This is a genomic window from Haloterrigena turkmenica DSM 5511 (assembly GCF_000025325.1).
Taxonomy (GTDB): Archaea; Halobacteriota; Halobacteria; order Halobacteriales; family Natrialbaceae; genus Haloterrigena; species Haloterrigena turkmenica.
This window is the reverse complement of record NC_013745.1, coordinates 230,920-245,462: the sequence shown is the minus strand read 5'-3', so window position 1 is coordinate 245,462 and position 14,543 is coordinate 230,920. Positions and strand designations below refer to the sequence as shown.

The following is a 14,543-nucleotide window of genomic DNA, read 5'->3' as shown; positions in this document are numbered from 1 at the left end:
GGCGTCCGTCGTCCGCCCGTCGAACGTCCGCGACACGGTGAAAAAGCTTATTCGGATGACGGACGCAGATGAGTACTATGTCCTGGAAGGAATCGTTCTGGTCGCTCGTCCGTGACTACCAGACGCAGTTGGGGATGCTCTGGCTGTTCCTCGTGTTCATGCTGGTACTCACGGCCATCACCCTCCTGTTCGGCGAGCGCGGAACCGAGTCATACACGCTCGCGATACTCAACCTCGTAATCGTGCTCGGCTTTGGATCGATCGTTAGCGCCGTGTTCTGGATGAGCGTCCGCCGAGATATCCCTCGCTGACCGGGAGGTACTTGACGCTTGGTCGGTCGCTGGTCCGGCGTTACCAGTGCGCTTCGACGATGTCCGCGGCGTGATCGAGCGTCCCGTAGGAGCCCGGTCGGTCTTCGGCCTCGTAGACGAGCCAATCGACTTCCAGCTCCTTGACCAATTCCACAGTCGCGTCGACATCCAGATCGCCCTCGCCGACCTCTACCGTCTCGCCCGCTGCGGCGTCGTAATCTTTCAGGTGCACGAGGTCGATCCGTTCCGCGTGCGCCTCGAGGAACGAGAACGGCTCGTACCCCGCCGCGCCGACCCACCCGAGATCCAGCTGGAGGCCGACGTCGTCGGTCGCCTCGAGCAGGTACTCCAGCGCGGGACGGCCGTCCAGTTCGGTGAACTCCTGATCGTGGTTGTGGTAGTGCAACTCGAGTCCGTGCTCCGCCAGCGCTGCGGCGGCGTTCGAGACTCGCTCGGCCGTTTCCTCGACGGCCGTTTCGGAGGCGAAGCGCTCCGGATCGAGCCACGGGACGGCGACGGTCTCACAGCCGAGTGCACGGTACGTCTCGGCGATGCCATCGGCGTTGGCCTCGATCTTGTCAAGACCAATGTGGGCGCCCGCGACACCCAGTCCGCTCCGATCCAGCGCCGCGTCCACCGACTCGACGTCGGCGTCGCTGAGGCCGGCGAACTCGACGCCCTCGAACCCCGTTTCGCCGACGCGTTCGATTACGGCCGGGAGCTGATCGTCGACTGCGTGCAGGCTGTACAGTTGGAATCCAAACGACGTCATGCACGTTGCCTACCGATGCCGGCACCGTAAGTGTGAACCAACAGTCAACAGTTGCCCCTTCCGTGCTCGCCGGTGTCGCTATCGCGAACCCTCGTCCTCCGAAGTCACGATGCGGACCGCACCGGACTCAGGGGTCTCCCGCCAGAATTATCTCGTCGACGGGCCAACGAGACGCGCATTCGTATGATCGACGACGAGGTTCCATCCATTAGCTTTCACAACGTTGCGGCCACGGAGATCGCGGGCTGGACGGACGAGGGGCGTCTGCTTCGCCGCGTTCCCGAGTCGGTCGCCGCCGAGGTCAGCGTGGCGGCTCGCGATCGGTTCCGTCACCCGTCGGGTTGCAAACTCAGGTTTGTCCCCGCGGACAAGACGACTGTATCGGTGATGCTCTCGGCAGCGTCCGAGACCATTGTCCGCCCATTCTGGGGCGAGTTTCAGGGGGGACAAGACGTACGAACTCGGTTCGACTCCGCGGACGCTGGAACTCTCGAGGCCCGACGGCATCGCCCGTCTCGAGCCGGATGTCGTCGCGATGGGCGCCTTTGATCCCCGCGCGTGTCGTCTCCGATTCGACGCGTGGGAACCAGTCGCGTTCCACGGCGTCTCCGGTCGGTGTCGGCTGCCGAACGAGACCGAACCGCTGAGCGGGCGCCAGACAACGTGTCACTGATCGACGGACCAACCGTCGCAGACGCGACCGGATTAACCACGGATCTGCTTCATCCCGGTGACGCTGGAATGCGGTCGATTGCGGACGGGATCGCGGAGAAGGTAGCGACGGCGCTGAGTGACTGAGAACCGTACATTCACTGAGCTAACTACCGACCGGGCGTCCCCTCCTCGTCGGCCGCCGCCGGTGACGGGGAGAGCGCACCGACGTCGACCATCGACTGCAGCGGATTGTCCACCACGTCGAGCGAGAGGTCGACACGTCCGCGGCGGCGAACGGACTCGTAGCCAGCGAACAGTATCTCGGCCGTGGTCAGTCCCACTCGCGCGCTGATTACGGGTTCCGCTCCGGTCTCCAACCCGTCGACGACCGCGGTGACCGCCCGATCGTGGAAGTGCGATCCGTAGCGGCCGTCGCCTTCGTCGTTCGTCACGTGCATCGTCTCACCGTCTACGTCGATCGATCGGCGGTCACTGCCGCGTGCGATCTCGAGCATCGGGCCGTCCGTCTTATCAATACGGATGGTCCCGTCCGTGCCCCGGAGCACGATGGCGGCGTCGGTGAAATCGCTGCCTTCGCCGGTCGAGATGACGCCGTAGACGCCGTTCTCGTACCGCCACTGCGCCCACATCTGATTCTCCTGATGGGCCCCGAACCGGACGTCCTTCTCGCGGTAATCGAGTCCTGCGAGGACCCACTCGGCGGCGCGGTCGCCGTTGAACATCCCGGCGAGGTCAACCGTGTGCGCGCCGGTGTCGAAGAAGTCTCCCCATCCAATCTCGATTCGTCGGAGCGAGCCGATCTTCCCGTCATCGAGCAGGCGTTTGGCCTCGGTGAACGGCCGTCCAAACCGACGCTGGCGGTTCAGCGTCAACTGTACGTCGTGACGCCAACACTCTTGTGCCATCTGTCGGGCATCTTCCCACGTGTTCGCCATTGGCTTCTCGCAATGGACCGCATCGACGACGCCGCTTTTGGCACATCCTACGACGATCTCTCTGTGTATCGCCGGTGGAACCGCAACGCTCACGATGTCCGGCTCGAGCGTTGAGAGCAGTTCCTCATACTCTTCGAAAGTGTTCTCCGCCGGTAGTTCGAACGCGTCGGCGAACGCGAGACGGTTCTCTTCGACGACATCCGCGCAACCGATGAGTTTGCAACGGTCATCGGATTCGAACGCTTCGGCGTGTCGATACCCCATCGCGAACCCGTCTACGGTCGGGTTATCCGGATCGGGTCCCGTTCCGATAACTGCGACTGTGTAAGCACTCATAGACTTCGCTCTTCTGTTGTATCACCTGCGGTAAATGCATTTCTCTCCAGGTTCACGTCACTCGTCCTGATGAGCCGATCCCGACCGGCTACCAGCTTTCAGCGAGGCCCCGTCTAGTTCCGATATTATTATCCATTACGTAGGCGATCATCTATCTGCAATGGCAGACATAGCTACGCTCAAGGAAGAGTATCTCTCGTCGCTCAAGCAAACGCTGACGGACAACGTCCTCGATTTCTGGTTCCCCCGCAGCATCGACGTTGAACACGGAGGGTTCATCACCAGTTACGACGAGCACGGCGAGTTCGCCGGCAACGACAACAAACAGGTCGTCACACAGGCGCGCATGGTCTGGTTGGCAGCGCGGCTCGTCCGCGAAGGGTATGGCGACGAGTACCGTGACATCGCCGATCATGGGTTCGCATTTCTGGTCGACGAGCTGTGGGACGAACCTAACGGCGGCTTCGTGTGGGAAGTCCGGCGCGACGGAACCACGGTCAAACCAAACAAACACCTGTACGGACAGTCATTCGGTCTCTACGCGCTCTCCGAGTACTACCGCGCGACCGGGGACGACAAGGCAGCCGACTACGCCCACGAGCTAGTCGACTTGATGGACGAACACGCCAAAGACGGCGAGCACGGGGGGTACATCGAGTACTTCACGCCTGACTGGGAACCGATCACGGAGGGACAGACATACCTCGAAAACATCGAACCGGACTGGTCGCCTAAGGAATCAGGCGACAGCGTCCTCGATCCGACGCTGAAGCTGATGAATACGCATCTCCATCTCATGGAGGCGTTCACGACCTACTACGAGGCGTTCGACACTAGTCGCGGACGGGAGCGCCTCCACGAACTACTAACCATTCTCACTAACACGGTTTACCGGAAGAATCGCGGCTTCTGTACGGACAAGTATGATCCCGACTGGTCGCAGAAGCTCGACGAGGAGTTTCGGGTCGTCTCGTACGGGCACGATCTGGAGACCGTCTGGCTCGCAATGGAAGCCGCTGACACGCTCGGCCACTCACAGGACCTGTACCGGGAGTTCTTCAAGACGCTGTGGGATTACTCGCTGGAATACGGGTACGACGAGGAGCGCGGCGGGTTCTACTTCTATGGCGGCTTCGACGAACCCGCAAGCTTCCGCGTCAAAGCCTGGTGGGTGCAGGCCGAGTGTATGACCAGCGCTTTGCGAACCTACGAGTGTACCGGCGACGACCGGTATCTCGACGTCTTCGCCGACACGTGGGAGTTCCTCGACGACCATCAGATCGACCGCGAACACGGCGAGTGGCACTCCGGCATCAACGACGATCTCGAACCCGTCGGTCGCAAGGGCGCGGTCTACAAGGCGGCATACCACAACGGTCGAGCGCTACTCGAGTGTATCGCAGCCCTCGAACGGCTGTAGACGAATTCGAGCGCTCGAGCGTGTGCGTTGGGAACGTCCAGCCGTCCCGTGAGTTGTCGTCGCAAGGGCGCGTCGATTCAGCTTAGGGCCTTTCACCGGCCGTTGACGTGGCGCTCGTCTCGACGGTCGTCGCTGACGAACTGGCAGGTGCAACCGCTGTCCGATTCAGTCTCCGAGGACGAATGCGGCCAGCGTGTCGTGATTCGATCTCGTATCGGATACAAGCGACGGGAAATCTGGAATCGTACGCCTGCTATTAAGGTCTCGGTCTCGATCTTCTGTTTCGTCGTTTCGGTCCGGTCTATAGTTCGACTCGGCAAACAGGAACGTATCGTCCGCTTGTGCTGTTCACTGTGTGTCATCTTCCGAGTCCGTGCGGCCCCCGTCCGCCTCGTCTCCCGACCCGTCTTCGCCGAGCGCAGCCTTCTCTGCCGTTTCTTCAACGGTAGATCAGTCAGCCGGCTCTTCGTCGCGATGGGCGTCCCGTAGCGGTTGCTGACCTCGATGACGTCGGTGTCGACGGTCGGCGTCACCAGAAACTCCGCACCGGCCAATTGCACGGCCCGCGCCGTTCCCGCGTCCAGGACGGTTCCGGCACCGACGAAGACGTCGCCGAACCGACTCGAGAGCGTGTCGATCGTTTCCACGACGTTCTCCGTGTCCGCGTGACCTCGAGCGCCGTGACACTGCCGTCGGCGACTGCGGAAGCGACGTCGATTGCAGCGTCCGGTTCGACGCCTCGAAGAATTCCGATCACACCACTGTCCACGATCTGCTCTATCTCTTGCAGACTCATACGGAGTACCGACGGACGGTACCTACTAAGATACTTACCTGTCGATTTCGGACCCCCCTTCGGCGATGACTGCCTCGACTTCGTCTTCGGTGATCACCGTCAGACCGCCTTTGATCGTTCGTTTCAACGCCGCTGTTGCCGCCGCCCTCGTCAACGCCTCCGAAACAGACGCGTCGCGGACGTACCGCGAGAGGAACGTGCCGACGAACGCGTCGCCGGTTCCGATCGGATCGAGCGTCTCGGTGTCGAACGCTGATTGGCTCGCGCTTCCCTCGGCGATGCTCGCGATCGCGCCGTCCGCACCCCGCGTTACGACGACCGTCTCGCAGTCGAACCGCGTGCGAAGTTCGTCTGCGATCGCCTCGCCCGTCCCGTCGAGGATCGACTGCGCGTCGCGTTCGGGGGCAAACAGCAGATCGACCTTCGGAAGTAGCACCTCGTACGTTGACTTCGCCGTCGATCGCGACCAGAGCTTACTCCGGTAGTTGAGATCGAAGGCGGTCGCCGTGTCGACGTCTTCCTTTAGGGCTTCAAAAGACAACTCGAAGAGTGGGTTGATACTGTCTCAGGGTTCCTTTATCCTTACGGTCGCTCTGATGGTGTTGAGGACATCGTTCAGTCTGTGTATGAGTACTGTCCGAATCAGGTTATTCGCTCGGACAGACACAACATGTACGAGAGGGCGCTGACTGGTGGATTAGAGCGGAGGTATATCGAGACAAACAAACCCTCGAAAATGATATTAAAATATTCATGACTAACTCTGCAGCTCAAGATATCGTCTCAATCGTAGGTTGTCATACTGAGTATGACACATTGGACGCCAACCGGATTGAATATGTAATCTAATCTTTGTTCGAATATGATCTAAAAATTGTCACGTGAGAGAGGCCGTTTCTGCAGTTTCGCAGTTATAGAAGCGGTTCCTCGGTTGATAGCGTTTAGCGTGAGGCCATCTTTGGTGGAAGCAGTTCCGCGAGCTCGTCATCAAGTACGCCGTTCACACTCTGAAACGAAGCCTCGCTATTTCACATAAGTTATACGAGTGTCTGCAATTCTGTAAAAACGGACTATCGAATGCAGGAGATCTGTTCAGTAGGGGCACTGTCTAGTTCAGCACCTCTGTTAGTATCTATCCATTAAGTGACTGGTTTGGTCATTGTGCGTTGTAATAGTGTGAGAGCTGTTCAAGTTATTGTCTGACGTTTGTCCGACTGCCTACCCACGAATTATGGAAGTGGTCGATACCCATTTTGAAGGTATGAAACCACTTTTCGATGTGGTTTTAATCGACATAGTCGAGCTGACCGCTCAACCAGAACCGAGAGAGGGCAGACAGATGGCCGTAACCATCGGCAAGAAACACAGCCGTGGAGAGATCGTGTTTCTCGGTCAATTTATGCAGGAACGCAGCGGCTGGATCAGTGCCTCGTCGTCCGAACACTGCGATATCGAGAATTAGCCGTGAGTCAAGGTCTATTGTGGGTTACTCCCAAGACTAGCCGCCGTTGATCTTGACAGCTGTTTTATCGATAGCGACCCGTGACGGCTTCGCTGTCGGCGGGTCTGGAACGCTGTCAGCCAGCCGATGTACCCAGTGCCAGATTGCTTGGTGAGAGCGTTTCACGCCAATCAAGCGAAGAATCGCTTGTGTCTCCGAAGCGAATCCCCGGTCGCGTGGTCGGTCCACGCTTCGATTCCGGGCGATCAGTCGTCTTCTAGGTATAGTGGAGTGTGGACGCTTTTAGCCGTTGACGGAGACTTCAAGCATCGATGTCGAGGTCCTCACTGCCGAGGTCAATATCGTCGCAATGAACCAATGAGCACCACTCGGATACTGTCCGTACTTCGATGTCTTGCGTACTGTACTTGCGGTGGACGACAATCCGTTCGTTCGTCGTAGTAGAGGTGCGCTCCTTGAATCCATCGAGAGCAGCTCTGGCCCACAGACCGTATCGCTGGGCGCTGCTAGACGTACTCGTCATTCAGATCCCGACTATCGAACTGCCGACGCCTGCGAACTCATCATTTGCCAACATGAGAGTGACTTCCTCGACATGAAAAGGACTGTCGGAACCGAGGGACTGGTGTTCTTCAATCAACGCAATACTGAGTCAGCTGTTGTCGTGCAGGTATAGGCCGAGTGGAAGGCCGTCGTTGGGTACCACTTAGCTACCGTTGTCGGGCTGCTCATTGCCAGCACTATCTTCCGGATCACGCTGTTACTTCTAGTCCCTACCTTACCCGCAGTCTTTCAGGCATCATGTTTGAGACGATCACGGAGGTGGTCGCAGATAGGGATATTAGCATTACGACGTTTCTAACCCGTAAACCATCAGGCGTTCGACCTCGGCGGCACCCCCCTCCGAAGAGAATGAGACTCCGGTACTCTCACGGTCGGGATACACCAAATTCGTCATCGTGCGGCGACCATCGTTGGCGAACAGTTCCACTGAACACCGATCGATCAGGATACGGAGTTTGACCGTTCCGTCCTCACGCAGTTTTAGGGGCATTGACGTCGTTCCATAGGCGTCATTGTCGAAGAACGCTCCCGCGTTCGTCCGGTCGAAGTGCAGCTCCTCGTTTACTGTATCGTAGACGATGCTGCTTGCCTGAGTCCTCCCTTCACAGACACGAAACTCCACTGTGTCGGCGTTCCGTGGGTCGACGGTCGCAACGATATCGAGCGTTCGATTCCCGATGTCTACCTGCTCCAGAGGGTTTTCGTCCGGCACGACCGTCTCCTGCGAGAGATCGGTAATCACATTCTTCCGCATCCGGGCTACCTCAGCTGCGGGGTACTGGTGTACCTTGACATCACCGTTCACGTTGTGGAGCGCTATTGTTCTTGGAATTGTCATGACGCCTCTCCAGCCAGGATTAGGTCCGTTATCAGCGTAGGCCCAGTTATTCATCCAGGAAACGACCAGCTCCCCATGTCTTGGGGGATTTTCCCAGTTCTGGGCGGCGTAGAAGTCATACCCATAGTCCGCAAGAATCACGTCCTCAGCGACGAACTCCGTCCCGTTGAAATGTCCGATGTGGTACTCGACGGAACAGTTCTCGATTGACGAGACGATCATCACCCACCTCGACTCTGCCGTTCTCTCCACCGGTAACTCGAACAGGCTCGGACACTCCCACTCTTCTCCGTCGGTGTCCCGGTAGGTGCTCTCGTACGCCCAGTCACGGAGGTTATCAGAACTGTAGACCTCGATTCCCGCGGGTCGGTCTCTAGTTCCCTCAACGCGACTGACGACCATACGCCAGCTCGCGTCCGGTTCGTACCAAAACGCGTTGGGATCTCGGAAGTCCCCGGTCGCGCTCTCGATTATCGGATTCGCGTTGTACGTACGGACAGTATCCCCGATGTCCGTGCTGTACGCCAGTCTCTGATCCTCAGTCCCGTCATCGTGGTGGCCTGTGTACGTAAACACGAGAGTATTTTCGCCGAAGTCTGCAGTATCGCCACGGTCGACGACTGCTCCGCCGGAGAACGACTGAACGGACTGGGTATCCTGGATCTTTGTTCCTTGTTCGGACCACGAGAGAAGGTCTTCGCTCGTGGCGTGGTCCCACCGCCGTCGGTGCTCGCCAGCTTGGTAGAACATGTGGTACACGCCGTCGCAATACACCAGTCCGTTGGGATCGTTCAGCCATCCTTCGGATGGCGAGAAATGATATTCGGGACGCCACTGATTCGGGTTCAAAGGTAGTTTCTGTGTCATTCGTGGGGTCTGAACAGAGCAACCTTGTGATTGAGTCGTTAAACTAATATCGATAGGCATCAGTTCCTGGCATCCAATAGTTGTCAAGACTACCGACGATCGGCGTGCATTAATCAGATAATTGCTAGATTCGTTTCAGAATAGGAGTAGATCAGATTAGCTAGGCGCTATCCGATTCGTCTCGTTCGTAGGGGATATGATGTCACTCTGCGGCGTAGTCGGGTAGGTAGTTGTCCTGCAGAACCGCCGAGCGGCCGCCGTCGACGACGAGGTGGGTGCCGGTGACGAACGCCGCGTCGTCGCTGGCGAGGAACGTCGCGACGCCGGCGACATCGCCGGGCTCGCCGATACGGCCGACCGGGTGGATCGATTCGATGTGCTCGTACTCCTCGTCGTCGAGCGACTCGTGCGTGCGGTCGATCTCGACCCAGCCGGGGTTGATCGTGTTGACCCGTATCTCCGGGCCGAGATCCAGCGCCATCGCGCGGGTCATCCCGTTGATTCCGGCCTTGACGGCGTTGTACGGGAAGATCGACGGTGTCGTCGCGAACGCGTGGTTCGAGGACATGTTGAGGATCGACCCGCCCGCCGGCATGTACTCGACGGCGTGCTTCGCGCAGAGCCAGTACGACCGGAAGTCGGTCTCGAGGACGAACTCCCAGTCCTCGATGGTGGCTTCGTCGGCGCCGGTGTAGGTCTCGACGCCGGCGTTGTTCACCAGCACGTCGACCCCGCCGTACTCCTCGGCGGTCGCCTCCATTAGCGCCGCGATGTCGTCGGGCTCGCGCATGTCCGCGCGGACGAACGTGGCGTCGCCCCCGTCCTCTCGAATCGACTCGGCGACGGCCTCGCCGGTGTCCTCGCTCCGGCCGGTGATCACGACGGCGGCGCCCTCGGCGGCGAATCGCCGGGCGACGCCCTCGCCGATACCTCTCGTCGAACCAGTCACGACGACGGCGTCACCGTCGAACCGGCCGGGGCACGGCGTCTCGGTCGGCGCGTGGGGTTCATGTGCCGGCATGGATTACCACTCAGCGACGCTGCCGTCGTCGTGACGCCAAACGGGGTTGTGCCAGTCGACGTCTTTCTCGGCCTGCTCGCGGACGTACGCTTCGTCGACCTCGACGCCGAGGCCCGGTCCGTCGGGAATCTCGACGAACCCGTCCTCGTAGTCGAACACCGAAGGATCGGACAAGTAGTCCAGCACGTCGCTGGTCTCATTGTAGTGGATGTCGAGGCTCTGCTCTTGGATCAACGCGTTGGGCGAGCAGGCGTCGACCTGCACGCACGACGCCAGCGCGACCGGCCCGAGCGGGCAGTGGGGGGCCATCGCCACATCGTAGGCTTCGGCCATGCTGGCGATCTTCTTGACCTCGGTGATCCCGCCGGCGTGGGAGAGGTCGGGCTGAATCAGGTCGACGTGACCGTCCTCGAACAGCTGCTTGAAGTCGAATCGAGAGAACAGCCGCTCGCCTGTCGCGATCGAGATCGTCGTATGCTTGGCGATCTCCCCGAGGTCGTCGAGATGTTCGGGTAGGACGGGTTCCTCGACGAAGAACGGGTCGTGGGGCTCGAGCACCTCGACGAGGCGCTTGGCCATCGGCTTCGAGACCCTGCCGTGGAAGTCGACGCCGACGTCGACCGCGTCGCCGACTTCCTCGCGGACTTCCCGCATCCGGTCGGCAGCCGCCGAGACGGCCGCCGGCGAGTCGATCCGTTCGAGTTCGCCGGTGCCGTTCATCTTGAGCGCGGTGAAGCCGGCGTCGACCTTTTCACGGGCCTGCTCGGCGACGTCGGCGGGGTCGTCGCCGCCGATCCACTGGTAGATGCGGATCCGATCGCGCACGGCGCCGCCCAGTAGATTGTGGACCGGCGCGCCGTAGTGTTTGCCCTTGATGTCCCAGAGCGCTTGGTCGATCCCTGCAATCGCGGACATCAGGATGGGGCCGCCGCGGTAGAACCCGCCGCGGTACATCGTCTGCCAGTGGTGTTCGATCCGAGCGGGATTCTCGCCGAGCAGGTAGCTGTCCATCAGTTCCTCAACGGCGGTTCGGACACTTTTGGCGCGCCCCTCGACGACCGGTTCGCCCCAACCGACGGTGCCGTCACTCGTCTTCACCTTGAGGAACAGCCACCGCGGCGGAACCTCGAACAGTTCGTAGTCGGCAATGACGGGCGCGTCGGTGCTGTCAAATCCTTCCGATGATTCGTTTGGTTGTTCGGTCATCTGTGTCGTGTCGTATGTTGATGTGATGAATATTCCATCGTAACTAATAGTTGGTGATCGGTCGCGAGATGAGATGCATACGCCGGTTAGACTCCCTTTCCGCCGGTGTTCGAAAGACCGTCGACGAGCCACTTATGGACTAATGCGAACAGCACAACGACTGGGATTGCCGTCACGACAGCGGCCGCGGTAACCGCACCCCAGTCGACCTGCTGTGCCGTCTGGAAGAGTTGTAATCCGAGCGGTAGCGTACGCGTTCCCGTCGACTGCGAGAGAAGCGACACGAACAGGTAGTCGTTCCACGACCCGACAAAGGCGTAGAAGGCCGCGACGGCGATCCCCGGAAGCGACAGCGGAACGATGATCCGGTACATGATTTCCAGGTACCCACACCCGTCCATCTTCGCGGCTTCGTCCAGCGACTGCGGGATCGCGTCGAAATAGCCCTTCAACAGCCAGACGACGAATGGCAGGACGCCGACGGCGTGGGCAAAGACGATTCCGACTCTGGTATCGACCAACCCGATGCGGAACATAACCGTAAAGAACGGAATCAACACCAGTACCAGCGGAAGCATCTGACTCGAGATGAGACCCAATACCACGTAGTCGCGACCTGGGTAGTCGAACCGACTCACCGAGTACGCCGCCGGGATACCGACACCTAGCGTCAACACCGTCGTCGCGACCGCGATCAGTGTCGAGTTAATAAAGTATAGCCGGAACGTCTCGTTGGAGAGAACCGCCGCGTAGTTTTCGGCCGTCATATGTGCGAGCGGTACAAGATTGATTTCTCGCGCGCGAAGCATCTCGTCGGTGACGACCGAGGACCTGATGAGCCAGAACAGCGGGATCAGCAGGAACCCGTAGTACAGCAGTAGCATCGAGTAGACGAACGTCGCGCGTCGGACGGTCATCCCATCGTCAAGGCGAGTCTTGAATCGGGTAACGAGCGTGTTCAACATTAGTCGAGGTCCTCCAGTTTGACGTAGATGACGGTAAACATCATCATGATGATCAACATCACGACACCGATACTGGCCGCGTAGCCGAGCAGGTACTGATCGAACGCCTGCTTGTACACGTACGTCGGCAGGACTTCGGTGGTCCGGAGCGGTCCACCGCCGGTCGAGAGCCAGACGAAGTCGAAGTTATTGAACGTATACAGGACATGCAATACGATCATGATCATCGCGACATACGAGATGTTCGGCAGGGTGATGTACCGGAATTGCTGTATCGCCGATGCACCGTCCATTTCCGCAGCCTCGTAGAGTTCGTCGGGGATTGATTGCATCGCCGCGAACAGTGCAATCGCAAAGAACGGAGCGTTCTTCCAGACGTGCATCAGGATGATCAGCGGCATAGCCCACGTGGTGTTTGAGAACCAGTAGTCGGTCGGGAGCCCGAACTCCGCGAGGATGAGATTGACGAGTCCGTATCCGGGTTGGACGAGCCAGTTGAAGACGATCACGATCACGATAACCGGCAGGACCCAGGTAACCATCGTGATGCTCCGGAAGATCGTGATCCCCGGAACCCTCTGTTTGAGCAGTAACGCCAGCCCAAGGCCTAGCAGAAACTGCAGAGCGACCGACACGCCGGTCAAGACTGCCGAATTCCACAGCGCGGTCCAGAACACGCCGTCCTGGATCAGTGCCCGGTAGTGCGCCAGGAAAACGAACTCCCGAGCTTCCGGCTGCAGGAACGAGCGCATCTGGAAGCTTGTCAGGATGCCGTCGACAATAGGGTAGAAGATGATTACGCCCATCAATAGCCCTGCCGGTAACAGCAGCCCCCAGCCAAGCCACGTCTCCGTCGAGAGGGAGACGAACTGATTTCGGTACGACGAGAGTCGATCTTTTTTTACAGTCATATCTATCACACAGTTATAATTGCCTGTGAGTGTGGGTTCGGAACTGGGCTATGCCTCATCGGATCACTCTTCATTCGGGTTGAGTTCGACATTAGCCTCTTCGAGCGTCTGCTCGAGTTCGTTGGCAGCTTCCGCGGGTGTCTGCTCGTCGAAGATTACGTACTCGATCGCGTCGTAGATCCCCTCGCGAACTGGTCCCCATGCAATCGGTGCTGGAGCGACGCCGTTCTCGAATGCATCGATGAACGCCATGTAATCCTCGTTCTCGAGCGTGGATTCGACGTCTTCGTGCACGGGCGTCGCGACCGTGCCGGAGTTGATCTCGCCCATTCGTTCGATCGTTTCCGGACTCGTAAACGTCGACGCGACCGACAGTGCACTCTCGAGATCGTTCGAGTGAGTGTTGATCATTGCGGGTTTGACCTCCATGTAGGTCGCATCAGATGCGTCCGCGTGTTTCGGCAGCAGCGAAACTGCCACCTTCTCGTCGAGCATCTCGGCTTGGGCGTCCGTATCACGGAAACCGTTGATCCACGGCCCGCAATGGATCATCGCGTGCTCACCCTCTGTAAAACCGATGTCGTTTGTCTCGTATCCCGCACTCTGATACGCGGAGCTGGCCGTCGGCTGGTCGCCGTGGAATAGCCGGTAGTAGATGTCACCGAGAATGGCCTCGAACACGTCCGAGTCGGCCTGCAGTGCCCATCCGTCACCGTCCCACTCGTACAACGATCCGTCGGTGTGCTGGTAGACGTGCGAGAGAAACTCCTGTGTAGCGCGGACCTCACCGCGCTCCGTTGTCAGGTGGAACCCATTCATGTCATCGTAATCCGCGTTGATCGTTCCGGCGAGTTCCATGAACTCGTCAATCTCGGACGGCGGACCATCTTCATAGCCGTATTCGGCGAGCACCTCCTTGTTGTACACGATCGCGCGACCGTTTCCAGTGTAGGGGAGCGCCCAGAGTTCGTCCTGGAACCGGAATGCGTCGAGCGCGCTCTCGAGGAAACCGTTGAAGTGTGGTATTTCATCGGTTCGGTCCGTCAGCGGTTCGATAATGTCGGCCGCGACATAGTCGCCAGGGTGTTCGATCACACCTTCGATGACATCCGGCGTACCCTGACGCCCACCCGTCAGGACGTTCTGATGGAGATCGCTATAGGCATAGCCAGTTATCTCCAGCTGTCGCTCGGTGTCCGCCTCGACAGTCTCCTCGATCCAGTCGTTGAGGTCCTGATATTCAGTACTATCACCGTCGATCCACCAAAACGTCAGTTGATCATTGCCGCCGAGACAGCCGGCAATCGAGGCTGCTGCTATGCCACTCGCTTTAAGGAAGTCACGCTTGCTAATCTTTCCCATCGGTCCATCACTACAATCCGGAACAACAAATATAAAGATTTTGGTAGCGACGGGCAGAACCGCAATGAGCACTCGGGTGAGAGCGCAGCAACTATTCAATCG

At 59.1% G+C, this 14,543-nt stretch carries 12 protein-coding genes and 1 pseudogene; 2 read left to right on the top strand and 11 right to left on the bottom strand.

Annotation, left to right across the window (positions count from 1 at the left end; all coding sequences use genetic code 11):
- Positions 1 to 77 precede the first annotated feature (77 nt).
- Positions 78 to 311 carry a hypothetical protein gene (locus tag HTUR_RS22635; protein WP_049942056.1) on the top strand — a complete coding sequence of 78 codons (234 nt, stop codon included), beginning with the start codon at positions 78 to 80 and terminating at the stop codon, positions 309 to 311.
- A 40-nt stretch (positions 312 to 351) separates the two neighbouring features.
- Here the strand turns inward: HTUR_RS22635 and HTUR_RS22630 are convergent, their stop codons facing one another.
- Both HTUR_RS22630 and HTUR_RS22620 read right to left on the bottom strand, forming a co-directional pair.
- On the bottom strand, positions 352 to 1,083 hold the full coding sequence (locus HTUR_RS22630; protein ID WP_012945688.1) for a sugar phosphate isomerase/epimerase family protein: 732 nt from the start codon (positions 1,081 to 1,083) through the stop codon (positions 352 to 354).
- Between the two features lie 821 nt (positions 1,084 to 1,904).
- Positions 1,905 to 3,029, bottom strand: coding sequence for a Gfo/Idh/MocA family protein (locus HTUR_RS22620; protein ID WP_012945687.1), 1,125 nt, complete (start codon positions 3,027 to 3,029; stop codon positions 1,905 to 1,907).
- Between the two features lie 160 nt (positions 3,030 to 3,189).
- Between HTUR_RS22620 and HTUR_RS22615 the strand changes: the two genes are divergently transcribed.
- Positions 3,190 to 4,449 (top strand): AGE family epimerase/isomerase, encoded by a 1,260-nt coding sequence (locus HTUR_RS22615; RefSeq protein WP_012945686.1) that lies wholly within the window; start codon positions 3,190 to 3,192, stop codon positions 4,447 to 4,449.
- 92 nt (positions 4,450 to 4,541) lie between these two features.
- On the opposite strand, the gene HTUR_RS28710 is transcribed toward HTUR_RS22615, so the two are convergent.
- The 9 genes and pseudogenes from HTUR_RS28710 to HTUR_RS22565 form a co-directional block, all read right to left on the bottom strand.
- Positions 4,542 to 5,096 (bottom strand): hypothetical protein, encoded by a 555-nt coding sequence (locus tag HTUR_RS28710; RefSeq protein ID WP_226377556.1) that lies wholly within the window; start codon positions 5,094 to 5,096, stop codon positions 4,542 to 4,544.
- A 183-nt stretch (positions 5,097 to 5,279) separates the two neighbouring features.
- The gene (locus HTUR_RS22605; protein WP_226377555.1) at positions 5,280 to 5,786 is read right to left on the bottom strand and encodes a PfkB family carbohydrate kinase; all 507 of its coding nucleotides are present in this window, start codon (positions 5,784 to 5,786) and stop codon (positions 5,280 to 5,282) included.
- 615 nt (positions 5,787 to 6,401) lie between these two features.
- Positions 6,402 to 6,925: pseudogene (locus HTUR_RS26090) on the bottom strand (IS6 family transposase); the annotation flags it as partial.
- Positions 6,926 to 7,554: 629 nt separating this feature from the next.
- Positions 7,555 to 8,976 (bottom strand): glycoside hydrolase family 32 protein, encoded by a 1,422-nt coding sequence (locus HTUR_RS22590; RefSeq protein WP_012945684.1) that lies wholly within the window; start codon positions 8,974 to 8,976, stop codon positions 7,555 to 7,557.
- Between the two features lie 202 nt (positions 8,977 to 9,178).
- Positions 9,179 to 9,997: an SDR family NAD(P)-dependent oxidoreductase gene (locus tag HTUR_RS22585; protein WP_012945683.1), complete on the bottom strand. Its 819-nt coding sequence runs from the start codon at positions 9,995 to 9,997 to the stop codon at positions 9,179 to 9,181.
- 3 nt (positions 9,998 to 10,000) lie between these two features.
- Positions 10,001 to 11,203: a galactonate dehydratase gene (dgoD, locus tag HTUR_RS22580; RefSeq protein WP_012945682.1), complete on the bottom strand. Its 1,203-nt coding sequence runs from the start codon at positions 11,201 to 11,203 to the stop codon at positions 10,001 to 10,003.
- An 86-nt stretch (positions 11,204 to 11,289) separates the two neighbouring features.
- A complete protein-coding gene (locus HTUR_RS22575; RefSeq protein ID WP_012945681.1) occupies positions 11,290 to 12,168 on the bottom strand; it encodes a carbohydrate ABC transporter permease in 879 nt (292 codons plus the stop codon).
- Entirely contained in the window at positions 12,168 to 12,974 is an 807-nt protein-coding gene (locus tag HTUR_RS22570; RefSeq protein WP_226377554.1) for a carbohydrate ABC transporter permease, read from the bottom strand. The genes HTUR_RS22575 and HTUR_RS22570 overlap by 1 nt, the downstream gene beginning before the upstream one ends.
- A 168-nt stretch (positions 12,975 to 13,142) precedes the next feature.
- Complete coding sequence (locus HTUR_RS22565) at positions 13,143 to 14,513, bottom strand: extracellular solute-binding protein (protein ID WP_187291509.1); 1,371 nt, start codon at positions 14,511 to 14,513, stop codon at positions 13,143 to 13,145.
- Between the last annotated feature and the right edge of the window lie 30 nt (positions 14,514 to 14,543).

What these genes read in the sequence shown, in the direction of transcription:
- HTUR_RS22615 (WP_012945686.1), top strand. Translation starts at nt 3,190, where the DNA reads ATGGCAGACATAGCTACGCTCAAGGAAGAGTATCTCTCGTCGCTCAAG.
- dgoD (WP_012945682.1), bottom strand. Translation starts at nt 11,203, where the DNA reads ATGACCGAACAACCAAACGAATCATCGGAAGGATTTGACAGCACCGAC.
- HTUR_RS22570 (WP_226377554.1), bottom strand. Translation starts at nt 12,974, where the DNA reads ATGGGCGTAATCATCTTCTACCCTATTGTCGACGGCATCCTGACAAGC.
- HTUR_RS22620 (WP_012945687.1), bottom strand. Translation starts at nt 3,029, where the DNA reads ATGAGTGCTTACACAGTCGCAGTTATCGGAACGGGACCCGATCCGGAT.
- HTUR_RS22630 (WP_012945688.1), bottom strand. Translation starts at nt 1,083, where the DNA reads ATGACGTCGTTTGGATTCCAACTGTACAGCCTGCACGCAGTCGACGAT.
- HTUR_RS22585 (WP_012945683.1), bottom strand. Translation starts at nt 9,997, where the DNA reads ATGCCGGCACATGAACCCCACGCGCCGACCGAGACGCCGTGCCCCGGC.
- HTUR_RS22590 (WP_012945684.1), bottom strand. Translation starts at nt 8,976, where the DNA reads ATGACACAGAAACTACCTTTGAACCCGAATCAGTGGCGTCCCGAATAT.
- HTUR_RS22575 (WP_012945681.1), bottom strand. Translation starts at nt 12,168, where the DNA reads ATGTTGAACACGCTCGTTACCCGATTCAAGACTCGCCTTGACGATGGG.
- HTUR_RS22635 (WP_049942056.1), top strand. Translation starts at nt 78, where the DNA reads ATGTCCTGGAAGGAATCGTTCTGGTCGCTCGTCCGTGACTACCAGACG.